The sequence below is a fragment of the Haloarcula rubra genome (genome assembly GCF_019599465.1).
In the GTDB taxonomy this organism is placed as follows: domain Archaea; phylum Halobacteriota; class Halobacteria; order Halobacteriales; family Haloarculaceae; genus Haloarcula; species Haloarcula rubra.
Genome location: NZ_RKLR01000019.1, coordinates 1 through 19304, shown reverse-complemented (window position 1 = coordinate 19304; position 19304 = coordinate 1). Strand labels below are relative to the sequence as shown.

37 protein-coding genes are annotated in these 19304 nt (G+C 65.0%); all 37 read left to right on the top strand.

Annotated features, from left to right (window positions below):
* Positions 1-25 precede the first annotated feature (25 nt).
* The 37 genes from EGH21_RS22410 (at position 26) to EGH21_RS22230 (ending at position 19231) form a co-directional block, all read left to right on the top strand.
* Positions 26-187 carry a CopG family ribbon-helix-helix protein gene (locus tag EGH21_RS22410; protein ID WP_220620634.1) on the top strand — a complete coding sequence of 54 codons (162 nt, stop codon included), beginning with the start codon at positions 26-28 and terminating at the stop codon, positions 185-187.
* A gap of 271 nt (positions 188-458) precedes the next feature.
* Positions 459-884 carry a hypothetical protein gene (locus EGH21_RS22405; RefSeq protein WP_220620633.1) on the top strand — a complete coding sequence of 142 codons (426 nt, stop codon included), beginning with the start codon at positions 459-461 and terminating at the stop codon, positions 882-884.
* Complete coding sequence (locus EGH21_RS22400) at positions 884-1237, top strand: PadR family transcriptional regulator (protein WP_220620632.1); 354 nt, start codon at positions 884-886, stop codon at positions 1235-1237. Before EGH21_RS22405 ends, EGH21_RS22400 begins: the two co-directional genes overlap by 1 nt.
* Positions 1237-1422, top strand: a complete 186-nt coding sequence (locus EGH21_RS22395) for a hypothetical protein (RefSeq protein WP_220620631.1) — start codon at positions 1237-1239, stop codon at positions 1420-1422. The genes EGH21_RS22400 and EGH21_RS22395 overlap by 1 nt, the downstream gene beginning before the upstream one ends.
* The gene (locus tag EGH21_RS22390; protein ID WP_220620630.1) at positions 1422-1607 is read left to right on the top strand and encodes a hypothetical protein; all 186 of its coding nucleotides are present in this window, start codon (positions 1422-1424) and stop codon (positions 1605-1607) included. Before EGH21_RS22395 ends, EGH21_RS22390 begins: the two co-directional genes overlap by 1 nt.
* A complete protein-coding gene (locus tag EGH21_RS22385) occupies positions 1604-1837 on the top strand; it encodes a hypothetical protein (RefSeq protein ID WP_220620629.1) in 234 nt (77 codons plus the stop codon). Before EGH21_RS22390 ends, EGH21_RS22385 begins: the two co-directional genes overlap by 4 nt.
* Positions 1834-2250, top strand: coding sequence for a hypothetical protein (locus EGH21_RS22380; protein ID WP_220620628.1), 417 nt, complete (start codon positions 1834-1836; stop codon positions 2248-2250). The genes EGH21_RS22385 and EGH21_RS22380 overlap by 4 nt, the downstream gene beginning before the upstream one ends.
* Positions 2247-3578: a hypothetical protein gene (locus EGH21_RS22375; protein WP_220620627.1), complete on the top strand. Its 1332-nt coding sequence runs from the start codon at positions 2247-2249 to the stop codon at positions 3576-3578. Before EGH21_RS22380 ends, EGH21_RS22375 begins: the two co-directional genes overlap by 4 nt.
* 133 nt (positions 3579-3711) lie before the next feature.
* Positions 3712-4566 carry a hypothetical protein gene (locus EGH21_RS22370; protein WP_220620626.1) on the top strand — a complete coding sequence of 285 codons (855 nt, stop codon included), beginning with the start codon at positions 3712-3714 and terminating at the stop codon, positions 4564-4566.
* Positions 4559-4939 (top strand): hypothetical protein, encoded by a 381-nt coding sequence (locus EGH21_RS22365; RefSeq protein ID WP_220620625.1) that lies wholly within the window; start codon positions 4559-4561, stop codon positions 4937-4939. Before EGH21_RS22370 ends, EGH21_RS22365 begins: the two co-directional genes overlap by 8 nt.
* Entirely contained in the window at positions 4932-6035 is a 1104-nt protein-coding gene (locus EGH21_RS22360) for a DHH family phosphoesterase (protein WP_220620624.1), read from the top strand. Before EGH21_RS22365 ends, EGH21_RS22360 begins: the two co-directional genes overlap by 8 nt.
* Complete coding sequence (locus tag EGH21_RS22355; protein WP_220620623.1) at positions 6025-6378, top strand: hypothetical protein; 354 nt, start codon at positions 6025-6027, stop codon at positions 6376-6378. The genes EGH21_RS22360 and EGH21_RS22355 overlap by 11 nt, the downstream gene beginning before the upstream one ends.
* Before the next feature lie 216 nt (positions 6379-6594).
* Positions 6595-6759: a hypothetical protein gene (locus EGH21_RS22350; protein WP_220620622.1), complete on the top strand. Its 165-nt coding sequence runs from the start codon at positions 6595-6597 to the stop codon at positions 6757-6759.
* Positions 6760-6804: 45 nt separating this feature from the next.
* Positions 6805-7656, top strand: coding sequence for a DUF5131 family protein (locus EGH21_RS22345; protein ID WP_220620621.1), 852 nt, complete (start codon positions 6805-6807; stop codon positions 7654-7656).
* Entirely contained in the window at positions 7649-7831 is a 183-nt protein-coding gene (locus EGH21_RS22340) for a hypothetical protein (protein ID WP_220620620.1), read from the top strand. The genes EGH21_RS22345 and EGH21_RS22340 overlap by 8 nt, the downstream gene beginning before the upstream one ends.
* Positions 7832-8203: a hypothetical protein gene (locus tag EGH21_RS22335; RefSeq protein WP_220620619.1), complete on the top strand. Its 372-nt coding sequence runs from the start codon at positions 7832-7834 to the stop codon at positions 8201-8203.
* Positions 8193-8771 (top strand): hypothetical protein, encoded by a 579-nt coding sequence (locus tag EGH21_RS22330; protein ID WP_220620618.1) that lies wholly within the window; start codon positions 8193-8195, stop codon positions 8769-8771. The genes EGH21_RS22335 and EGH21_RS22330 overlap by 11 nt, the downstream gene beginning before the upstream one ends.
* Positions 8764-9081, top strand: a complete 318-nt coding sequence (locus EGH21_RS22325; RefSeq protein ID WP_220620617.1) for a hypothetical protein — start codon at positions 8764-8766, stop codon at positions 9079-9081. The genes EGH21_RS22330 and EGH21_RS22325 overlap by 8 nt, the downstream gene beginning before the upstream one ends.
* The gene (locus EGH21_RS22320; RefSeq protein ID WP_220620616.1) at positions 9074-9463 is read left to right on the top strand and encodes a hypothetical protein; all 390 of its coding nucleotides are present in this window, start codon (positions 9074-9076) and stop codon (positions 9461-9463) included. The genes EGH21_RS22325 and EGH21_RS22320 overlap by 8 nt, the downstream gene beginning before the upstream one ends.
* Positions 9460-9753: a hypothetical protein gene (locus EGH21_RS22315; protein ID WP_220620615.1), complete on the top strand. Its 294-nt coding sequence runs from the start codon at positions 9460-9462 to the stop codon at positions 9751-9753. The genes EGH21_RS22320 and EGH21_RS22315 overlap by 4 nt, the downstream gene beginning before the upstream one ends.
* Positions 9746-10138, top strand: coding sequence for a hypothetical protein (locus EGH21_RS22310; RefSeq protein WP_220620614.1), 393 nt, complete (start codon positions 9746-9748; stop codon positions 10136-10138). The genes EGH21_RS22315 and EGH21_RS22310 overlap by 8 nt, the downstream gene beginning before the upstream one ends.
* Complete coding sequence (locus EGH21_RS22305; protein ID WP_220620613.1) at positions 10138-10290, top strand: hypothetical protein; 153 nt, start codon at positions 10138-10140, stop codon at positions 10288-10290. The genes EGH21_RS22310 and EGH21_RS22305 overlap by 1 nt, the downstream gene beginning before the upstream one ends.
* A 531-nt stretch (positions 10291-10821) precedes the next feature.
* The gene (locus EGH21_RS22300) at positions 10822-13419 is read left to right on the top strand and encodes a hypothetical protein (protein ID WP_220620612.1); all 2598 of its coding nucleotides are present in this window, start codon (positions 10822-10824) and stop codon (positions 13417-13419) included.
* Entirely contained in the window at positions 13412-13777 is a 366-nt protein-coding gene (locus EGH21_RS22295; RefSeq protein ID WP_220620611.1) for a hypothetical protein, read from the top strand. Before EGH21_RS22300 ends, EGH21_RS22295 begins: the two co-directional genes overlap by 8 nt.
* Positions 13770-14036, top strand: a complete 267-nt coding sequence (locus EGH21_RS22290) for a hypothetical protein (protein WP_220620610.1) — start codon at positions 13770-13772, stop codon at positions 14034-14036. Before EGH21_RS22295 ends, EGH21_RS22290 begins: the two co-directional genes overlap by 8 nt.
* The gene (locus EGH21_RS22285) at positions 14033-14329 is read left to right on the top strand and encodes a hypothetical protein (protein WP_220620609.1); all 297 of its coding nucleotides are present in this window, start codon (positions 14033-14035) and stop codon (positions 14327-14329) included. The genes EGH21_RS22290 and EGH21_RS22285 overlap by 4 nt, the downstream gene beginning before the upstream one ends.
* On the top strand, positions 14322-15044 hold the full coding sequence (locus EGH21_RS22280) for a ParB/RepB/Spo0J family partition protein (RefSeq protein WP_220620608.1): 723 nt from the start codon (positions 14322-14324) through the stop codon (positions 15042-15044). Before EGH21_RS22285 ends, EGH21_RS22280 begins: the two co-directional genes overlap by 8 nt.
* A complete protein-coding gene (locus EGH21_RS22275; protein ID WP_425433327.1) occupies positions 15041-15277 on the top strand; it encodes a MarR family transcriptional regulator in 237 nt (78 codons plus the stop codon). Before EGH21_RS22280 ends, EGH21_RS22275 begins: the two co-directional genes overlap by 4 nt.
* Positions 15278-15449: 172 nt before the next feature.
* Entirely contained in the window at positions 15450-16124 is a 675-nt protein-coding gene (locus EGH21_RS22270) for a hypothetical protein (protein ID WP_220620607.1), read from the top strand.
* On the top strand, positions 16121-16336 hold the full coding sequence (locus EGH21_RS22265; protein ID WP_220620606.1) for a hypothetical protein: 216 nt from the start codon (positions 16121-16123) through the stop codon (positions 16334-16336). Before EGH21_RS22270 ends, EGH21_RS22265 begins: the two co-directional genes overlap by 4 nt.
* Positions 16333-16662, top strand: coding sequence for a hypothetical protein (locus EGH21_RS22260; RefSeq protein WP_220620605.1), 330 nt, complete (start codon positions 16333-16335; stop codon positions 16660-16662). The genes EGH21_RS22265 and EGH21_RS22260 overlap by 4 nt, the downstream gene beginning before the upstream one ends.
* A gap of 5 nt (positions 16663-16667) precedes the next feature.
* The gene (locus EGH21_RS22255) at positions 16668-16958 is read left to right on the top strand and encodes a hypothetical protein (RefSeq protein ID WP_220620604.1); all 291 of its coding nucleotides are present in this window, start codon (positions 16668-16670) and stop codon (positions 16956-16958) included.
* A complete protein-coding gene (locus EGH21_RS22250) occupies positions 16958-17137 on the top strand; it encodes a hypothetical protein (RefSeq protein ID WP_220620603.1) in 180 nt (59 codons plus the stop codon). The genes EGH21_RS22255 and EGH21_RS22250 overlap by 1 nt, the downstream gene beginning before the upstream one ends.
* Complete coding sequence (locus EGH21_RS22245; protein WP_220620602.1) at positions 17130-18527, top strand: hypothetical protein; 1398 nt, start codon at positions 17130-17132, stop codon at positions 18525-18527. The genes EGH21_RS22250 and EGH21_RS22245 overlap by 8 nt, the downstream gene beginning before the upstream one ends.
* Positions 18524-18778: a hypothetical protein gene (locus EGH21_RS22240; protein WP_220620601.1), complete on the top strand. Its 255-nt coding sequence runs from the start codon at positions 18524-18526 to the stop codon at positions 18776-18778. The genes EGH21_RS22245 and EGH21_RS22240 overlap by 4 nt, the downstream gene beginning before the upstream one ends.
* Positions 18775-19032 (top strand): hypothetical protein, encoded by a 258-nt coding sequence (locus EGH21_RS22235; RefSeq protein WP_220620600.1) that lies wholly within the window; start codon positions 18775-18777, stop codon positions 19030-19032. The genes EGH21_RS22240 and EGH21_RS22235 overlap by 4 nt, the downstream gene beginning before the upstream one ends.
* 19 nt (positions 19033-19051) lie before the next feature.
* Positions 19052-19231: a hypothetical protein gene (locus tag EGH21_RS22230; protein WP_220620599.1), complete on the top strand. Its 180-nt coding sequence runs from the start codon at positions 19052-19054 to the stop codon at positions 19229-19231.
* Positions 19232-19304 lie beyond the last annotated feature (73 nt).

Sequence of the window (19304 nt, the reverse complement as noted above, 5' to 3'; positions counted from 1 at the left end):
GTCAGTCGGTAGGACGGTAATACGCATGGCGAGAGTGACACTCCGTCTCCCCGACGAGCTCGACGAAGCCGTCGAAGACTACGTCGGATACGGTAGCAAGAGTGAGTTTTACCGGAATGCTGCCGAGGCCTTGCTAGCCGAGGAGACGGATTACGAGCCGGAAAACGACGAGCAGACGGCTAACTGACGAGACGCCAGCACCGCTCACGAACTGACCGAAACCGGCCTGCCCAAACAGGCCGGAAGAACCGAGACCACATGTCCCAGCATACAGCCACAGGGTGTTACTATACACCTGCTAAACGCGGTAGTCCGGTCCTACTGGCACGTATCTGGATACTTGTCTCGGTGCTCGTGAGCCTGTCTGCACACACGGACCCCAAGGTACCAAGTCACGGTCCGCGCGTGCAGGGCAGCCCCGCATCGCCCGCTAGATACACGAACGACCCGAGACCACGATGTCAAACGCAGACGACACTCAAAACGATACCGAACAGCGTACCGAACCTGAACCACACCATCGCCTCGCGAGCAAGTTCCGCTGCCTCGCAGACGAACTCGAGCGCGCGGGCCGTCAGCTCGCTAGCGACGACCTCGACGTCGATGTCCACGATGGGGAAGCGACCATCGTCGCGACGTACGACCTGACCGAGGACTACGACCTCGAGAAAGACCCCGAGGGGCTGACCGAGCCCGAGACGGTCACCGACGGCGGTCAGCTGACCGACGCCGAAGCCGCGATGCTCATCGAGGGCGTCATCACTGCCGCAGAACCGGCACTCGAAGACGACGAAGTGGATGACCTTGCGACGGCAGCGGGACATCTCCGTGACGGTCCCGACGACGCAGGCATCCCGGTGGTCGCCGAGGGAGGTGATGCGTGATGGCGGCCGCCGACCAGAAGGGCGATTACGTCAAAGACGTCGAGCCCGCTGTCGATGACGGCGAACTCACCCGCTTCCAGTGGACGATATTGTACCTGCTCGCCCGCGAAGACGGCCAGAGCGAGTACGGCCTCGGCATCAAACGCGCGCTCGAGGCGTACTACGGTGACGAAGTCAATCACGGACGACTGTATCCGAACCTCGACCAGCTCGTCGACGCCGGCTACATCAAGAAGGGCGAACTCGACAACCGGACCAACCTCTACGAGCTGACCGAGACGGGCAAGCGCCTGCTCCGTCGCGACGCTGACCGACGCGCGACCATCGTCGACAGCCTCGGGGGTGAGCTCTGATGCAGGCCCCGAGCGACGATAGTCGCGACGCCGAGATGGCGGCCTACGAGCGCGACCCGTACGACTACGACGTGCTCTCGGTCGAAACGGACGACCGACGCGTCGCGATCGGCGAGTGGGGGAGTGACGAGGGGTACATCGAGGTGGACGAGTCCGCGACGGTCAAGCGCTGGAGGTGGGAGTGATGGCGGACGCTATCGACGTCTCGGCGAACTTCTGTCCGGAGTGCGGCCAGCCCGTCGAGTCGGCACAGTCGTTCGCCGTCGACGAGGACATCATCGAGCAGGGCGCCTTCGAGAAGGCCGGCGCTCACGCTGTCGTCGAGTCGGGCCAAATCAGCATCTACTCCCACGGGGAGGGGTCGGCATGAGCGACACCGTGCAGGCCTGTCCGGCGTGCGATTCGACGTCGAAACTCCACAAGCTCATTCACGAGGATCGGGTCGACAGCGCCGACGTCGACGAGGACTACAAGTGTTACAGTTGCGGGCACGCGTTCGACGAGCCGGTCACCCGCGAAGCGCGGAACACGAACACGCTTCGCGGCCTCGCGAGAGAGCTGGACCGAGCGGACCCCGACCAGGTGGGTGATGCTGCATGACGGTCGCCGACGACGGCGCCAGTCGCGACCTCGCGCCCAACGACCCGGTCGCGAACGCGCTGCTGGACTACCTCGACGGTATCGAGGACGCGGCGGTCGCACGGGTTCTCAACGCCTACGTCGACGACCGCGAGGCGAGTCCGAACTGGACCGACTACCGGCGCGCACTCGACCGCTGTCCTGACGTGGTCGGTCGCTGGCCGTCTGCGGATGACCACGGCACGGACATCCTCGTTCGGGCGGGTGACACGGTCGGGCTGTACCAGCGGGTGCCCGTCCGCGATACCGCGACCGCTCATGCAGCGCAGGTGAGCGGCGACATCATCGAGACGCTGGTGGAGGCCCGCGGCGCTCCGGAGCTGGTCCCGCTCGACGACGTCCACAACCACTTCCTGGATGGTGGTCTCGCATGAGTTCCGAGACCGACGGCTTCGAGGTCGTCCGGAAACAGTCGACGCGGCGGGCCGACCCGCGCCTGACCGTCTACCAGGACGGCAACGGCTACCTCAATGCGACCGCCATCGACCGGCACTTCGAGGACGTCGACGGTGTCCAGGTCCTCATCGACCAGGATGCCGGCCGCATCGCGTTTCGGCCGGCTGACGAGGTCAACAACGTCGACACGTACTCGCTGACCCACACCGACGCCGGCGCAGATATCCGACTCCGGACGCCCCTGCGCACGCTCGGCGTGGACCTCGACGCGATCGAGGAGACGCGCTACTTCGATCTCGAGCCCGCCGATGGGCTGGTCGTCGCCGATGTGTCCGCATTGCTTGTGGTGAGCGATGTGGTCGGCGACGTCGATATCGGCCGCGAGGACGACGTCGATTACAGCGAAAACGACGGCGCCGAACCCGACGACACCGACGAAGCGACCGACGCTGACGTCGAGGCCGCCGTCGACGAAACTACGCCCGACGAGTCTGAGTCAGGAGACGAGACTCAGTCAACCAGTGTCGCGGACGTGCCTGTGCTTGAGGACGCTGACGACCCGACGACTGAGGAGAAGGTCGCGGCGTACCTGCACCGAGAGATCGAGGGCGACGGCGGAACACTTGAAACAACGTGTGGGGAGATCGGCGACGCCGTCGACGAAGACGGTCGCGCCATCCCGCATGCGCTGAAGGGCCTCGACGAGTACGAGGCCGAGAAGACCGACAAGGCCGACGACGGCGAGGCCGCGATCTGGGCCGTCCGACGCGCCGGCGACGACGAAACCGAGGACCCCGCATCGGCCGGCACCACGGAGGACGAAACGGACGCTAGCGACGAGTCTGACGACGAGTTGGACGAAGCAATCAACGACGTCCTCGGTGGCAGTGACTCCGGACTCGATGAGCCCGACGAGGAGGACGTTCGCTTCTGGTGTGGTTTCTGTGGTCAGGGCCCATTCAGGCGCGAGACGCAGGTCGAAGGCCACCACAACCGCAACGATCACCCCGGTGAGTACGTCCCACGGACGACGGACCCTGCCGAAGAGCAACTGCTCGATGGCGACGGCCCCGAACTAACCACTGACACCAGCCTGACTGCCTACCAGCGCGTCGCTGAGTGGTTCGGGCAGAACGTCCCCGAGTACAGCTACTGGAAGACCGAGGACGTTGCCATCGAGTGCGACATCACGGGCAACGAGGCCCGCGACGCTCTGGAGACGCTGTCGGAAGACCTCGAGGACTACATCATCGAGAACGATGGCCGGCTCTGGCATGTCCGAGCGCCGACGGGAGGTGACGACTGATGAGACACACTGTCGAATGCCCGTCTTGCGGCTGTCTCAGTGCGTGCATCTTCCGTTGTGGAGGGTGCGGCCACGACCTCGTCGACGTCAAAGAGACTGCTGGCGATCGCGCGGCCGTCGGAGGTGACCGGTGATGCAGGCCGGCAAGCTCGGCCTCGTCACCAGAGGGTGGATCGAGGACGTCGCCGGCGCGGCGTACCGGTCCGCGAAAGAGGACTACGTCGACGGCGGCATGGAAGAGTTCGTCCGGATGCTGTCGGTCGACGAGTCCTCGCAGGCGACGCTCTCGACCATCGGCGACGTCGACGTGTACGAGGGGGCCGCCATTTGGGACGAGAAGCGAGAGCCCGAGCAGTGGTTCGGCGCTGGCACCACCATCAACAAAAAACAGGTGGAGACGCGCGTTCGAACCGGCACCCGCTGGGCAGCGGTGCCCGCTGAGAACGGCCACGACGGCTACGCGATGACATCCACCAGCGCAGGGACGTTCGCGTTCGATCAGCTAGCCAGTCATCAGACAGACTGCAGCATCGAGCCCGCGTACCTCGACCTCCGGTCATGGCTGGAGGACAAGCGCGACCGTCTCGACGTGTGGGAGATTGGCCGGGACAAGCCAGGAGCGAAGACGACGATGTCCTGGTCCGGCCGTGAGGAGATGACGGACTCGGAGATCGACGAGGCCATCGACCGACATGCGGTGCTGACACTGGACGTCGACTATCAGGGCGACTACCGTCGGGTCTCACTCGCGCAGTCGGGCTGGATTGAAGTGTTCGAGCCCGAGATGGAGACGGCGGAGTTCCTCGAGTTCGTGTCCGAGGAGATCCTTCCCTACGCAATCACTGCTGAGAGCGAGGACGAAGCTGTGGACAACATCGTCCACGAGCGAACCGACGTTGGCGATGTCCAGGTGACCGACGAGGACCAGCAGACGTTCGATAACTTAAACACAGTCCACATGGCCGACGGGGGTGACGGTGATGAGTGACGCCCTGCAGGACCTGCTGACCGGCGCCGTCCCACTGTTCGAGGACGACATGGACCGACTCGTGGAGTGGGCCGAAGCTGTCCAGGACGCCGACGGAGCCCTTGAGTCCGGCGCCGGGTTTGGCATGGACACGACCGGTCGCACCACCGAGATCCACGCCACCGTCGGCGACGCTGCCGCCGAGGCCGATCCCGGTTCGTTCGACGAGGGGTGGATCGCGACGCCAGGTCTGTCGAGTGAGTGCGACTGCACCGACGACGAGCAACCCATCGTGGCGCTCAGCCATCGCGACCGTGAGGTCGTTCTCATCGACTGCATCAACTGCGGCGTTCGATACGACGTCGACGCGCTGGACGGTGATCGCGATGACTGACGACGCCCTGCTCGACCGTGCCGAACTCGGCTTCAAGGAGTGGGCCATCACGCCCGACCCCGACCATCTCGTCCCCGACTCGCTCGAACGCGAGCGGGCCCGCGAGGCGTTCCGCTCGAAGCTCCGTAGCGACCCGCCGGCAGTCTGCATCACACACACTGACGCCGACGGCCTCTCCAGCGCCGCGCTGGTCGTCGACAAGTACGGCCCCGAGACAGTCGTACAGCCGATCGACTACCACGGCGCGTACCGCTTCGAGCACGTGTTGGAGGACCTCATCGAGTACGCTGACCTTCCCAACACGACCGTCGTCGTCTGTGACTTCGCACTCGACGAGCCCACCGATGCTCTTGCCGTCGTCGGAAAACGAGCACGGACGGCCGAGTGGTTCGACCACCACCAGTGGGACGACGATACCGCACAGTCCGTCATAGATGCGGGGTTCCGCCTCACCGTCGACGAGGACGAGTGTACGGCGTCGTTGCTGGCCAACTTCCGACAACTCGACCCACACCTGGAGGAGCTCGCCGAGGTCACGAAGGACATCGACCTGTGGATTCGAGACGATCCACGCTCCGGCCGCCTCAACACGTTCGCGAGCATCGCCGACCCCGAGGACTACGTCGCGACCGTCCTCGAGTGCGGTGTCGACCTGCCCGGCGACGTCGAGCAGCGAATCGACGAGCGACAGGCGCTCGACGAACAGCTCGAAGACCTCGCCGTCGAGCGGGCAGTGTCCACGTGGGTCAACGACCTCGACATCGCACTCACCTACTGCAGCGGCGGCCGATCCAGCGTGATCGGCAACCGACTCGCTGAGGACCACGAGGACGACTACGACATCGCGGTCGTGATGAAATCCCACGGCGGCATCGGGATCTACTCGCACAGCGACCGCGAGGGCTTCGCAAAGTGCCACGAAATCGCTGGTGAGCTCGGCGGCGGTGGGCATCCGACCGCCGCGGGGTGTGAGGCACCGGTCGACACGTTCCGAGAGTTGGCCGAGTACTGGACTCGGGAAGGTGCGAACGTCTACGACGACATCCAGTATGCTATCGGCATCGTCGATGGAGGAGGTGGGTCTGATGCCGAGTGAGCAGTCCACAGGCGAGGGTAACCACGTCAACATCGGCGTTGACGTCGAGATACTCAGCCTCGATACGCTCCAGCGAGAGTACCAGGAGCTGACGGAACGTCGCTTTTCGAGCACGCTCGGTGAGCAGGAGCGCCAGCGCCGCGCAACCGTCTGGCACGAACTCTGTGGTCGGATGGACGTACAGCAGCCAGGATGCCCGGAGTGTGGCGCTCGGAGTTGGGGGTTCACCGATCACACGGAGTGTACCGAGTGTAGTCACGCCCCGACCGATCGGGAGCTCCTGACCGACATACAGCGCAGCTGGGAGCAGATCATCCACGGAGGTGTAGCCGATGCCGAGTGAGCAATCTGTCGGCGATACTGCGCATTGTGCGTATGACGACTGTCGCGCTGACGTGTGCGAGCAGGTCCGATACACGCCAGTCGACAGGACCGTCGGCTACTGCTCCCGGCACGCGGATGTCCTCCGGCGCTACTTCGCCCAATCGACGCCTCGAGACAAATCACTGAGCGAGATCGCCGACGAACACACCGCAGTCTCTAGAGAGGTGACCCACTCGTGAGCTGTGCTCATCCCCAGTGTACGAACACGCCATCGAGCGGTTCAGTATACGTCGTTGACGAGGTCGAAGTCGAAATCCGTGCGTGCTCCGAACACATCGACGGTGTGGTGTCGGCGCTGGAGGACGGCGTCGACGACAGCGACGTGGAGGTGTATCGATGAGCGGTACCTACGTGGTGACCACTAACTCGGAAGGAGGTGTGGCCGATGCCGAGTGAGGACAGTGGCATCGGCTGGACCGACTCGACGTGGAACCCCGTCCACGGCTGCTTCAAGACCAGCGAAGGTTGCGCGAACTGTTACGCTTCCGTCCAGTCCCAGCGCTGGGACCACACCGAACACGCATGGACGGTCGACAACGCCGAGGCGAACGTCCAGCTGCAGCGTGATCACCTCGACTGGCCGCGCAACCGCGACCCCAAACGCATCTTCGTCAACAGCATGTCGGACCTGTTCCTGCCCGAAGACCTCGTCCCCGACGACTACCTGCACGACGTCTTCGACGTCATCGAAGACTGCGACCAGCACGTCTTCCAGGCGCTGACCAAACACGGCGCCGAGCACGACAACCGGATGCTCGTCTGGGACCGCGAGGCCACGCGCTGGCCGGACAACCTCTGGATGGGCGTCACCGTCGAGAGTGCAGAGCGGACCTACCGAATCGAGCACCTGCGGAACACGGCCGCGTCGACGAAGTGGGTCAGCTTCGAGCCGCTGCTCGGTCGGGTCGGTATCGACGCCGATGACCTCGAGGGCATCGACTGGGTCGTAATCGGCGGCGAGTCCGGGCCCGATGCGGACCGTCGCGAGATGGACCACGCGTGGGCCCGGGAGATTCGCGACGCTGCGAAGGCACAGGACATCCCCGTGTTCTTCAAGCAGTCCAGTGCTCGCTACCCCGAGCGTGACCGTCGACTCGCCGAAGCCGGTGAGGACCTCAACGAGGCCGCACTGCTTGGCGCCGACCAGACCGAGTACCGGGAGCTGCCCGAACTGACGCCGGCGCTGCGGGACGCCCGTCCCGACCTCGCCGGCCAGGAGGTGACCGTCGATGCGTAGGACCCGAGCGTCGACGGCGCACCGCGAGGTCGTCCGTCAGACTGAGGGTAGTGCTCGCGCCCTCGCCGGCGCTGGGAATCAGGGCCGGTGCCCGCACGGCAACATCGACTGCCGTCTCGGTGCCGGCGACACGGACGCGCCGTGCTTCGAGTGTGTGTTCGGAGGTGACGAGTAGATGTCTGAAGCCGAACAGGCCACCGACCCTCGCAAGTGGGTCCTCGAGGAGCTCGACGGCCGAACCGAAGCGAATCCGGACAGTGCGCAGGGCGTCGAAGCCGACCTGTGGACGTCGAAGGAGCGGCTCGTCAAGCACGCTAACAAGTTCTCGACGCCAGTCCAGCAAGAGCCGGTCGAGGTCGCGCTAGCCGACCTCATCGACGAGCGCGAGGTCCTATACTGGCACGGCCACCTGACGCTGGCGACCATCCCGTACTTGAACGCCGTCGTGCAGAGCGAGCAGCGGTCAGATGTCACGAGGCAGATCCTCATCGAGAAATGTCGGGACTGGCTCCCTTCGAAGGCTGGGGGTGACGCCGATGGCGACTGATGGCGCCGACCCGCGAGCGCCCCACTGGTTCGACTTCAACAAGGTCAACGACCTGCCGAACGAGTGGCGCTTCGAGGTTCTCGAGTGGGATGACGACCCGGACGGTAAAGCCGTCGACCGCGGCGGAGCGGAAATCACCGACGGCGAGCACCGCCTCGTCATCGTGACGTGGCTCGTCGAGCGCGACCGCACGCACGACCGCTACTACAGCGTCGCCTACGAGACGATCAACCAGGACGGCGAGTTCGAACCACTCGCGTTCCACCTCGGTCGCAGCGCCTCCATCGCGCGGAACAGTACTGGTCACGCCCGCGATTGCCTCGAAGCAGACGACGGCAAGCCGCACGTCCTCGTCCGGCACCACGACCGTGGCGACGGCGAGCGCGAGACCTTCGAGTTCCCGAACGAATCGCTCGCCGAACAGGCTTCTGACCTGCAGGTCAGGCTCAAGCTCGACCACGACGACCGCGACTACCTCGTCAACGTCTTCCCGAAAGACGAGTGGGAGGAGCGCCTCGAGACTGAGCGGGAGCTGGAGTCGGGACTAGGAGGTGGTCGCGGTGTCTGAGGCAGACGTCGATGACTACCGGTTCGGCCGTCTTCGCCTCGCACTCGGCATCGTCATCGCGAGGGCCATCTGCCACCCAAAGTTGGTGCTCGGCCGGCGCCGGCACGACAACCACTGCGACGAGTGTGGTGAGTGGTGCGGGAGCTACGCGATGCAGAAGCTGGACTTTCCGATGGACACCAGCGCCGACGCAGTCAGCGACCGCTCGACGGTCGAGAACATCCGCGGGATGCTCGACGCCGAGTACCGGCGCGTGTGCCTGGAGTGTGCCCACGAGCTCGAACAGGCAGGAGGTGAGTCTGGTGAGTAACCTGTCCGACCACGTCGACCGTGCCGTCCGCCGCGTCGAGCAGTTCGACGAGGACCCTCGGATGGCGGTCGTCGTCGCGACGGACGGGTCTGGCCTGTCGATGGACCAGCGCGAAGCTGTCCTCGAGGAGACGCGTCAGGAAACGGCGCCGGTCGTCGCCGACGGCAGCGGCCACGATACCGATATCGAGGACATCGGCGAACCCCGCGGCGACGGTGAGTCGTGGGCCGAGCTCGCCGAACGGCTTCGCGACGACGATCGATGCCCGGCCTGCGGCGCCGAGGGGACACTCCAGAAGTCCCTCGCGCCGGGCCAGCGCCGGTGCCCAGAAGAGGTCGAAGAGTGCGCCGTCGTCACGTTTCTGGAGGGTCCGCGCGAATGACGCTGGTCCTGCCCTGCAGTAACTGCAAGCGACCGTTTCGCGCATGTGATCTCTCGCATATCGAGATCGAGCCGCCTCACTACGAGGATCTCCCGGAACCGTCGGCCGAGAACTACGTCGACATCAAAAGCGAGGACCGGCCAGACGAGCGCGTCATCCGGCTGCACTACTGTGAGATGTGCCTCGACGACGTCGAGCTGCCACCACTTGAGCCAGTGTCCGACCCAGAGGTGGCGCCCCGCGTCCACCATCCTGGGACCACGCACGATGATGGAGGTCAGCATGAGTGAGTCAGTGTCACTGGACCGGTCGGGCGTCCAGATCCTGCGCAAGCATCTGGACCTCTGGGCCGAGCTCGCTGACAGCCCCGACGACACGTGGCGCGACCTCGACGTCCCCGATCACGGTAACGACGTGTTCCGATCATTGCAGCAGTATACGTCGATCATCTCGCGCGAACGCGTCGAAGACGACGCTGGCGAGCCGTATCACGTGTTCCAGTACACGGAGGCCGCGTGGGTGTACATCGAGGACGCGCTGGAGAACCGCGAGACCTACTGCCCGTGCGAACACGGCGGTGTCCAGAACCGCGGCGACCACTACGTCTGCTCGTACGAGGGTTGTGACGACACGTTCGACCGCGAGCAGATCGACATCGGCGGGGAGGGTCAGTGATGGCGGCGGGCGTCACCGGCCGGGACACCGTTCCCGACTGCCCGAACTGCGACCGTCGGCTCGCTATCGTCAACGCCGACACGTTCGCCTGCTACAACTGTCTGACGCGATTCGCTCGGGACGGACCGGGGCGAGTCGGAGGTGTGCGATGACGCTCGACCACCCCGACATCGACGACGGACGCTGGACGGTCGACACCGGCCGCCACGTTGTCAGCATGGACTGCACGGTGACGCGCTTTGACGAAGGCGGCAACGAAGCCGGCGAGGAGTCTGGGGCGATTGCGGCGGTCTGGTTGTTTCGAGGGGTCGCCGACTCGCGTCGACGTCGAACTCAACGACGGCGGTGTCGTGAACACAGCAAAAGAACGTGTCAGCTTCGGTTAAAGTGTATGACGGCTGCCCCATCATTTAAGGTACATGCGAAAGACATCTTTCACAGCCAAGATAGGTCGACATCTACACGCATCGCTACCCGGTTAAGAACGAGGAGTGGTGGTACACTTCCTTGTTCTGGAGCCGGTCATGTAAAGCTATCGCCCACCGAGAGCGGTAGCTCTGCGCAGCGCATATCTCGGGGACGGCGAGGAGCCGTTGGACTGCCCAGTCCCACGACCGTGGACACTACAGAGCCGTTGGCGGGCCAGCCCAGCACCCAGCCGTGGCTGTCGGAGGTGCCGTGCCATGTCTGAGGCCGGCATCGAAGTCCGGACGACGGACGTCGCCGGCGCCGCTGGGCGGGTCGAACTGGACGGACGCCCCCTTACCGAGTTGTCGGCGGCGCTGACGAAGCAGGCCAGCTTCCAGCGCGAGCTGCTCGCCGCCCTCGAGGGCGCTGTCGAGACGACGGCGACAGCACTCGCCGACGACCTCGTCGGCGCCGACGTGACTGCGCTCGCGACGAGTGTAGCTGGCGGCCAGCCAACCCACATTTACTCGAGTCTCGCCGGTCAGGCGGCCGTCGACCAGCACCACACGCGGGCGACGTTCTTGCGCGTGACCCAACAACTCGGGCAACGGACGCAACTAAGCATTCAGTCGGACACCGAGGACATCTGGACCAGCTACCCGCGCGTGTTCGCGACGGTCGAGGCGACACCGACCATCGGCGTGGAGATCACGGCCGAGTTCCTCGACCAGGACGCCGCCCAGCGTCGGGACATCTGCCGCTGGCTCGCCGAGCTGGCCAGTGGGTGTGAAGTCCTCATCGTCGGGTCGCCCATCGACGTCGAGCGACTGGCCCAGCTGCACGGCCACGACCTGCCCGCCGAGTTTAGCGACTGGACGAATGCAGGGCGTACACAGGATACCCCCATCGAGGAGGCTGTCGCGACGGCGGCGACGCAACTGGACCCCGACGGCCGTGGCGTCCAGATTCTTCGCGACCTCGCCGCAGAGCCCGCCGAGATGCTGTCCTACGACGAACTACAGGCTCAACACGACGTGACCGTGGGACGCATCTCCGACCTCGTCGGCCGCCTCCAGGAACTCGACCTGCTGCAGAAGACTGGGAGTCGTGGGAATATGCGCATCGAACTGTCGCCAGCGGGATCGGCGTTTCTGGACCATCTCGACCTCGAAGTCGGCGTCCAGCAGGAACTGGATGCGAAGTTTAGCGAAGCCCGACAGTCTCACGACAGGCCGTGTAACCACGCGGGCAAGAGGGGTGCCCCCTCATCCGCCGGACCCTACCGCACCCGCTACCTCTCCCGGCCACAGCACGTCGCCGCTGCCGCCCTCGCTACTGACGGCGGCGTCACGGTGGCCGAAGAGGACGTGACGGCCGGCCAGACAGCCGATGACGAGGCTGATGAGGCTCACGTCCGGTACGTCAGCTACGAAGACGACGCCGACGAGGCCGTCGTCGCTGTCCGGGCCACGTCGGCCCTGCAGTACATAACGAGCGTTGCGATTGGTTTAGCGTCACCCCGACTGATCGACCGAACACTTCCCACGGACCGCCTCGAGGATCTCGACCTGTCGCCGGAACTCTTGCGTGGTGCTCGGTGCATCGGTGCCCTCTCCGACGAGGCCGCCGACGACCCAGAGACGTTCCGCGATGCACTCGTCGAGTGGGGCGAGGAGCTAGCGGACCTCACGACGGACCTCTCCAACCAGCAGTACGAGGACCGCGACGGACTCCGGTCGACGATCATGCGGTCGGCACACGGCCTCGCCGGGACGATGGTGCATCTCCTGGACGTCGCCGGCGTCGACGTTGTTCGCGAACTCCGCATCCCCGAACACATCGACGACCGCCGACTCGCGGCCATCGCTGAGACGATCAGTCTCGCGGCGACGATCCAGTCGCACTACAGCAAACACGCACTCTACCGGAAGCTGTTCGAGACGCGTGATGAGAAGCTCAGCCAGACGCTGTCGGTAACTGTCGACGCCGCCGACCCACTCGGGAGCTACATCGGCGGGCTCGTCATTCGCGGTCGACGAGCCACCCGTCTCGGCTACCACGTCCAGGGCCATCTCGCCCGGCGGACGCCGCGAGACGACGCACCGGAGATCGCCGTCGACGTGCCGGTCGCGACGGCCGGTCGCGAACACTACACTGCTGCACTCAACCGCATGCTGAATCCGAAGCACATCCACACGACTCGGGACGCAGTCACGCTCTGTCGGGCCCTGACGGACAGCGTCCATGCAACCTGCGACGCCGTCCACTGGCTCGACAGCGAGGACCGTCCTCGAGACATCGGCCTCGACGAGGTCCGCGTCTCCCTCGCGAACCTCGACCCGGCTCGCATCCTGCCGAACTGCCCACCGACCGTCTCGAAAGTCGTCTCGGTCATGCTTCGGACGGCCGGTACACTCTCGAAGAGCGAGCTCGCCGACGCCGCCGACGTCTCGACCCGGTCGGTCGGCCGACATCTCGACGCCCTCGAAGCGTTGGATCTCGTCCGCCAGACCGACGATGGGCTTCGGCTTGCACTGCCGATCGACAGCAGCGAGCGAGGCGACGTCTGCCCGTCGCCGGTCAGCGACACGACGGCGGCGCCGCAGGACAACCTCTTCGACATCGCGATGGCGCTCGTCGACGACACCTCGCGACTCGTCGACCCGGACCAACCGCTCGGCGCTGCGTTCCAGTGGCCAGTCGACCTAGACGCTCTCAGGAGACACTGCCCACAGCTCCAGCCGTGGGTCGACGTCGCGATGGCACTGACCGACAGCATCGAGAGCGAGGCCGAGACTGTCCGGGTCGGGGCGACCGTCCGACAGACTAGTCTGCAGGCTAGCGCCACTGGAGGTGCTACGGTCGATGACTGAGGACGATGTCGACACGGAGGAACGCTACGAGCGCGTCCTCTCCGTGGTTGAGCACAACACCGGCGACCCGCAGTTACCCGGCTGTCGGCCCAGCACAGTCTACGGCGTCCTTGTCGGCGCCCCGATCGGCTACGGGGACTACTCTCGAGACGGGGTCGACGCGAGCATCCAGGCGGCTCTGGATGCTGACGACCTCATTGTCTGGAGAGACCGCAACAGCCACACCCGACTCACCCGGACGCTCGACGATGATCTGCGCGAACTCATCGGCCACGAGAACGACCAAGAGCACCCGACGACAGAGTTGATCGAGCAAGCAGCGCGCCACATCGACGACAAGGAGGCCACAGATGAGTGACTCTTCACGAACCGATGCCGACCGCGTCGTCGAGCGCATCGGCGAGTCGTGCGAACACTGCAACTGGACGCTGACGATTGAGGAGGCCATCCGTCGCGAGCAAGACCGCGTCGGCCGCAAGCCAACCCCCGAGCGCATCCGGTCGAAACTCGGCAGTCTCGGCGAGGGGCACGCCTACTTCAACCGCGGGCACCGCGTCAAGCGTCGGATCTCACTCGAAGAGATCGAGGCCTACGTCGGCACGGAGGGACAGCGATGATCGGCCCGACGACTCTCCTCGTCTGGACCGCCGGCGGCGCCGTTGCTGGCGCTGTCTTTCTGTCTGGGCTAGGCATCTATCTCACTGCGGCTAGCTTCCGACGCCGAGTCATCTGGGAGGACGACGCAACTCTCATCGGAAAGACCCGAACAGTAGCCCGCTACACGTACCGGAACGCCGACTGGTCCGAACTGCCGGCCACCGCTGGATACGGTGCCGCCATCGGCGGTGGGGCGGTCCTCATCCTCTCGCTGCTCGCTATCGGCGCCATGGAGGTGCTGCAGAATGCGTAGTCTCTCGCCGGGCGACGTCGTCATCGACCGCGAGCAGGCCGACCCCGACGAAGCCGTCGTCGTGAACACCCCGCCGGTCGCGAGCAAAGACTGGCACGTCCAGGGCCACGACACGACAGTCGCGCGGGACAACCCCAACTACCCGGCCGACGAGACCGTCGCGATCGTCGTCTATCGCGACACGCTTCGACGCCGACGGCCAAAGTACGCCGGCTACCAGCATCTCGAACTCGCGCAGCTGGATGCCGACGACGTCTCCTACTACGCGTTCCCGCAGTCCCGTCTCGAGCGCGTCGACACGGTCGACCCGACGACCGTCGCCCTAGATGCCATCGACGCGGCGCCGTACCACTCGCGCAACTTCGACGTTGAGGCCAACCGGGCGTTCGTCGATGGCATTCGACAGCGAGGCTACCCGCGCCCCATCCCAGTCGTTCGTGACGTCGACAACGGCTACGAGATCGTCAACGGCCACAAGCGTGTGTGGGCCAGTCACGTGGCTGGCCTCGACCGCATCCGAGCGCACGTCATCCACATCGACGACTGGGACGCAGCCCAGCGGTTCGTTGAGCATCACCTCGACGGCAGTTACACTCGGGACGAGGCGCGCGTTGCACTGCGCCGACTCCGCGAGCGCTGGGGACCGCAAGTGAATGCACTAGACGTCGACGAGCAGTATCGCGCCGACTCGCAGGAGAACCCAAAACCAGCATGACCGGATCTACCATGACCGACGACGTGTTAGAGGACCTCCCGCCGAGCGCGAAGCTCGTGTACAAGGTCCTCGAGGAGGACGAGCCCCGGACTCAGCAGGAGATTCGGGACGAGTCGTGGCTGTGTGACCGGACCACCCGCTACGCTGTCGACCGTCTGGAGGCGGCCGGCCTGATCACGTCCCGGCCGAACCCGTCCGACGCTCGACAGGAGCTCTACCAGCGCACCGGCTAACCAACACTACCTGCATGGCTTCGCCGATGTTGGTTAGTGCGAAAGAACCGGTATTACTGCTGGTAGATAATCGTTCATCACCACTGGCGCGCATACGTGTAGACAGACTCAGCGCCACTGGCGCTCGCCATACGGTCCCGAACTGGGATCGTCCGCTAGTCACTGCTTTTCCATGAGTACATCACGTCCCACATCGACAGGTAGCACCGGCCAACGGCCGTCAAATCGTGGCGACCGGGCCCTACGCCTGTTCGACGACCTGCTCTTCGAGCACCCCGAGTACTGCTCGACGTGTTTCAGTCGCATCCGCGACCGGACTGAACACGACCAATCGGCTGACTCACTCGGGACTGGCAACAAGCCGACCGAGACACTCGAGCGCTCTGGGAAGGGCATCATCGGACAGGATGCCACCGACCACGACGACTACGGCGCCCAGCGGAGCCATCACGCACGGACATACTGCGGCGAGTGTGGCTCGCCAAGTGGTCGTGCGTCCGGTGCCCGAATCTGCTCGCTCCAGGAGGCGATCAGTCGCAGTCACAACATCGCCCGTGCGCTCCATCGGCACGGTTACTACCCGGACATCGACACGCTTTACCGCGCCGTCGAGCGGCTGAAGACCGACCCCGAGCGACAGGGCAAAGACCGCGAAATCTTTGCGACTGCGACGTATCTCGCCGTCGCCGCCGGCGACGAAGCGCCCGACGTCCCGGCGAAGGTGCCTCGTGGCAAACTTGAACCGATTCGTGACCAGCTGGGCGTCCAGACGGGCGTCCGCGAGGTCGAGTGGACACCGGCACAGAAGCCACGCTGGCTCAGGATACTGGAGGATCTCGACGGATGAGCGCAATCAACAACACCGCCTCGCCCATCGAACCGCACGTCCCCGACCGCGTGGCAATCGAGACGCCCCGTGGCGAGATTCGCGTCGGTGACGTCGTCGCGACCGACTTCTCAGCCGACGGGACACGATGGTACACGGTCGACGTTGAAGGCTCGACGTTCCGACGCTCGTCGGACGAGGTCGGCCTTCCGGACGGATACGATGTCCTATGAGCACTCATCGAACCACTCCACAGCCGCGACCGTGGTACTGTCCAGACGGACTGGTCGACGACTACGTGACCGCACTCCAGGATGGCGGCGATTTTAGGATGCTCAAAGCGTTCAAAATCCTTCGCGCCACGGTCGTCAACCTCGGCACCGTCGCCATCACGTTGTACGCACTCAGTCTGGGGGCCGACCCGACGTTGGTTGGCTCGCTCGGGCTGGCGTTGCTGATGCTCTACAACGGAATCGAGATCGGCGACTACGCGGCGCTCCTCCAGGCACTCGCCGAGGTAAGCGCCCAGCAGTCTGAGGACGACGAGGAGAACTCTTGATCACCATGTCCAACCACAAGCGCAAGGCCCGCGACGCCGTCGTGGGTCTCCTGATTGCACTCGCTCCGTTCGCGTACAAACAAGTGCTGCTCGGGAATCGCGTCGTCGGCGTCCTGACTGCAGTCGTCATGGCGCTACTAGTTTTTGTGTACCGCTACGCCGACGCCCAGGTCATCGAGACTGCGCGCGACGTCGCGGATGCTGACAACGACGGCGCCGTGGCTGATGACCTCCAGCCAGTCCTCCGCCGCGTCGGCCGCCAGGTCAAACGGCGACTCCCTTCCCGAGACAGCTGATGCCAGACGGCCCGGCCAACGAGAACCTCTACACGGACCGCGACCTCGACGAGGCACTGGACGCAGCTCGCGATCAAGCCGACGCGGCGCCGGACGAGGTGTTCTCCGCGGGCTGGATAGAGGGCGTCGAGTTCATGCACCGCTACCTGACCGAACGCAAGCGACTCGAACATGAGTGACCTACCTGACCCCGACGAAGCCCCACGGCTACGGGAGTATCTCGAACTTCTCCCGACCTCGACAGCTGACGCCGCCGCGGCGATGGGCGTGCAACCAACGACAGTCGAGGGCTATCGCAACCGGCTAGAGAAACACCACGACATCGGACTTGAGTACGACCAGAGTGAGAACGTCTGGGCCTGTCCCGATGTCGACGTCGCCACCGACGACGAAGCCGACGATGACCGCGAGGACCTCACCGAGCGGGAGGCGTACATCTACCGCTCGCTCCCGTCGTCGGTCTCTGCCCTCGCCGAAGACCTCGGCGTCGACGAGCGCGTGGTCAGGGCGCACCTCGACGTCATCAAGGCGAAGGGCTGGTCACTCGACGGCGACGACGCCGGGAACTACCACGGCCCCGATCAGGATCACCTCCGGAGCAGCGAACACAAGCAGACGCGAACGCGGAAGGCCAACAAGTGGTGGCAGGCCCGTCACGACGAGCTCGTTCACGACTTCGCACAGCTGGAGTGGCCGACAGCGTCACTGAATGCATACGCTGGCAACGAGGACTGGGTCACACACCTGACCGACCTCCACGCCGGCGACCGCATCCGTCGCGATGACGGAGAGGTCGTCTACGAGACCGACATGATACCGGCGGTCATCGACCACATTACCGAGCGCTCCCTCTCGCTGGCGGACAAGCACGGCTCGTTCTACGACGCCGGCCACCTGCTGTGGGGTGGCGACTTCATCACCAACGAGGGCATCTACGAGGGGCAGTTCGAGCACCTTGACGCGTGGCTGGACGAGCAGCACGACATCCTCGTCGCGCCACTCCTGCGGCAGATCAAGGCGTTCGCCGAGCGGTTCCCGACGCTGCAGGTCGTCTGCCAGGTCGGCAACCACGGCCAGCACCGAGCGAGCGGGACGTCCCGGCAGGCCAACGCCGACCTCATCCTCTACAAGCACATCCGCAACGCCGTCGCTGCCATCCGCGAGTACTCTGACGACGACACGCTCGAGAACGTTCAGTTCCTCATCGGCGAGGCGAAGGCGTACCGCAACTTCGAGATGCGTGGTGGTGACGTCCTCGGTCACTTGCGCCATGGGCAGGACCGTCGCCCACAGGCCGAGACGTCGGCCCGGCAGAACGAGTGGCGCGGGACGCTGATGGACCACGATTTCGATATCGCGTACATGGGCCACCACCACATCTCCGGCCGCATCCCGTGGGATGGCCCACCCGTTTTCTGTACTGGCAGTCCGAAGCCCGCCGGCGAGTTCGTCGAGCGACTCGGCGGCCGGCCGACGCGACGTTACCAGGACGTCGCGACCGCCCACGGCGTCTCCGACCAGGGACTGACATCGGCGTTCCCCATCGACACGCGAGACTTTGAGCCATGACCGACGCCGACACCTTTCGACGTGGTGCCGATGCCGCCCACCGGATCGTCGAGGCCGTCGACGAACCCTGGCTCTACCGACACGCCGCCCGCGATGACTCGCCACCGAAACTGTCGGGCCCGCGCGACTCCGTCGTCGCTACGACGCTCCAGCGTTTCGTCCCGGACCCCGAGGTTCACGTCCTGATCGAGGACCGCACGACAGAGCGCGAGTGGATCCTCTCCTCAGAGTTCGAACCTGTCCGACCATGAGCCGCAAGAGCATCACTGTCGACGCCGAGACCAAAGCGCGTCACGAGGACCTCAAGCGCGAGGACGAGACGTGGGACGAGTTCGAGCAACGCGCCGCCGACGCGCTCGAAGCTCTGGAAGCGCAAGACGACGGCGTGAATGCAGACTGTGGGCAGGTCCCCGACGACGTCCTGACCGAAGACCATCTTTCGGACATCCAGACGCTGACCGAAACGGCCGTCGAGCAGGCGCTCAGTGGTGCGATGCGCCGATGACATCAGATTGTGTTCATCCATGACTGATACGCTATCCGGGACAGCGGTGGCCTGGAAACAGGCTTACGTCGACGGCGACGTCGGCCTTTCAGAGCTTGAGGCCGCGCTCGAACAGTACTTCGAAACTGGCGCCGCCCCCGATGATCCTCGGGTAGTCGAACACGTTCCGACGCTTGACGGGCAGACCATCCCCATCTGATCCATGACTGACTACGACGCTTCAACCGTCCGTGTCCACGCTGCGGGCCCGACGGCGTCGATCGAAGCCGACG

What these genes read in the sequence shown, in the direction of transcription:
- EGH21_RS22295 (WP_220620611.1), top strand. Translation starts at nt 13,412, where the DNA reads ATGACTGAGGACGATGTCGACACGGAGGAACGCTACGAGCGCGTCCTC.
- EGH21_RS22240 (WP_220620601.1), top strand. Translation starts at nt 18,524, where the DNA reads ATGACCGACGCCGACACCTTTCGACGTGGTGCCGATGCCGCCCACCGG.
- EGH21_RS22235 (WP_220620600.1), top strand. Translation starts at nt 18,775, where the DNA reads ATGAGCCGCAAGAGCATCACTGTCGACGCCGAGACCAAAGCGCGTCAC.
- EGH21_RS22270 (WP_220620607.1), top strand. Translation starts at nt 15,450, where the DNA reads ATGAGTACATCACGTCCCACATCGACAGGTAGCACCGGCCAACGGCCG.
- EGH21_RS22390 (WP_220620630.1), top strand. Translation starts at nt 1,422, where the DNA reads ATGGCGGACGCTATCGACGTCTCGGCGAACTTCTGTCCGGAGTGCGGC.
- EGH21_RS22370 (WP_220620626.1), top strand. Translation starts at nt 3,712, where the DNA reads ATGCAGGCCGGCAAGCTCGGCCTCGTCACCAGAGGGTGGATCGAGGAC.
- EGH21_RS22340 (WP_220620620.1), top strand. Translation starts at nt 7,649, where the DNA reads ATGCGTAGGACCCGAGCGTCGACGGCGCACCGCGAGGTCGTCCGTCAG.
- EGH21_RS22260 (WP_220620605.1), top strand. Translation starts at nt 16,333, where the DNA reads ATGAGCACTCATCGAACCACTCCACAGCCGCGACCGTGGTACTGTCCA.
- EGH21_RS22245 (WP_220620602.1), top strand. Translation starts at nt 17,130, where the DNA reads ATGAGTGACCTACCTGACCCCGACGAAGCCCCACGGCTACGGGAGTAT.
- EGH21_RS22345 (WP_220620621.1), top strand. Translation starts at nt 6,805, where the DNA reads ATGCCGAGTGAGGACAGTGGCATCGGCTGGACCGACTCGACGTGGAAC.
- EGH21_RS22280 (WP_220620608.1), top strand. Translation starts at nt 14,322, where the DNA reads ATGCGTAGTCTCTCGCCGGGCGACGTCGTCATCGACCGCGAGCAGGCC.
- EGH21_RS22305 (WP_220620613.1), top strand. Translation starts at nt 10,138, where the DNA reads ATGGCGGCGGGCGTCACCGGCCGGGACACCGTTCCCGACTGCCCGAAC.
- EGH21_RS22265 (WP_220620606.1), top strand. Translation starts at nt 16,121, where the DNA reads ATGAGCGCAATCAACAACACCGCCTCGCCCATCGAACCGCACGTCCCC.
- EGH21_RS22355 (WP_220620623.1), top strand. Translation starts at nt 6,025, where the DNA reads ATGCCGAGTGAGCAGTCCACAGGCGAGGGTAACCACGTCAACATCGGC.
- EGH21_RS22330 (WP_220620618.1), top strand. Translation starts at nt 8,193, where the DNA reads ATGGCGACTGATGGCGCCGACCCGCGAGCGCCCCACTGGTTCGACTTC.
- EGH21_RS22385 (WP_220620629.1), top strand. Translation starts at nt 1,604, where the DNA reads ATGAGCGACACCGTGCAGGCCTGTCCGGCGTGCGATTCGACGTCGAAA.
- EGH21_RS22315 (WP_220620615.1), top strand. Translation starts at nt 9,460, where the DNA reads ATGACGCTGGTCCTGCCCTGCAGTAACTGCAAGCGACCGTTTCGCGCA.
- EGH21_RS22310 (WP_220620614.1), top strand. Translation starts at nt 9,746, where the DNA reads ATGAGTGAGTCAGTGTCACTGGACCGGTCGGGCGTCCAGATCCTGCGC.
- EGH21_RS22365 (WP_220620625.1), top strand. Translation starts at nt 4,559, where the DNA reads ATGAGTGACGCCCTGCAGGACCTGCTGACCGGCGCCGTCCCACTGTTC.
- EGH21_RS22290 (WP_220620610.1), top strand. Translation starts at nt 13,770, where the DNA reads ATGAGTGACTCTTCACGAACCGATGCCGACCGCGTCGTCGAGCGCATC.
- EGH21_RS22360 (WP_220620624.1), top strand. Translation starts at nt 4,932, where the DNA reads ATGACTGACGACGCCCTGCTCGACCGTGCCGAACTCGGCTTCAAGGAG.
- EGH21_RS22380 (WP_220620628.1), top strand. Translation starts at nt 1,834, where the DNA reads ATGACGGTCGCCGACGACGGCGCCAGTCGCGACCTCGCGCCCAACGAC.
- EGH21_RS22375 (WP_220620627.1), top strand. Translation starts at nt 2,247, where the DNA reads ATGAGTTCCGAGACCGACGGCTTCGAGGTCGTCCGGAAACAGTCGACG.
- EGH21_RS22400 (WP_220620632.1), top strand. Translation starts at nt 884, where the DNA reads ATGGCGGCCGCCGACCAGAAGGGCGATTACGTCAAAGACGTCGAGCCC.
- EGH21_RS22275 (WP_425433327.1), top strand. Translation starts at nt 15,041, where the DNA reads ATGACCGGATCTACCATGACCGACGACGTGTTAGAGGACCTCCCGCCG.
- EGH21_RS22230 (WP_220620599.1), top strand. Translation starts at nt 19,052, where the DNA reads ATGACTGATACGCTATCCGGGACAGCGGTGGCCTGGAAACAGGCTTAC.
- EGH21_RS22250 (WP_220620603.1), top strand. Translation starts at nt 16,958, where the DNA reads ATGCCAGACGGCCCGGCCAACGAGAACCTCTACACGGACCGCGACCTC.
- EGH21_RS22335 (WP_220620619.1), top strand. Translation starts at nt 7,832, where the DNA reads ATGTCTGAAGCCGAACAGGCCACCGACCCTCGCAAGTGGGTCCTCGAG.
- EGH21_RS22395 (WP_220620631.1), top strand. Translation starts at nt 1,237, where the DNA reads ATGCAGGCCCCGAGCGACGATAGTCGCGACGCCGAGATGGCGGCCTAC.
- EGH21_RS22255 (WP_220620604.1), top strand. Translation starts at nt 16,668, where the DNA reads ATGTCCAACCACAAGCGCAAGGCCCGCGACGCCGTCGTGGGTCTCCTG.
- EGH21_RS22410 (WP_220620634.1), top strand. Translation starts at nt 26, where the DNA reads ATGGCGAGAGTGACACTCCGTCTCCCCGACGAGCTCGACGAAGCCGTC.
- EGH21_RS22300 (WP_220620612.1), top strand. Translation starts at nt 10,822, where the DNA reads ATGTCTGAGGCCGGCATCGAAGTCCGGACGACGGACGTCGCCGGCGCC.
- EGH21_RS22405 (WP_220620633.1), top strand. Translation starts at nt 459, where the DNA reads ATGTCAAACGCAGACGACACTCAAAACGATACCGAACAGCGTACCGAA.
- EGH21_RS22285 (WP_220620609.1), top strand. Translation starts at nt 14,033, where the DNA reads ATGATCGGCCCGACGACTCTCCTCGTCTGGACCGCCGGCGGCGCCGTT.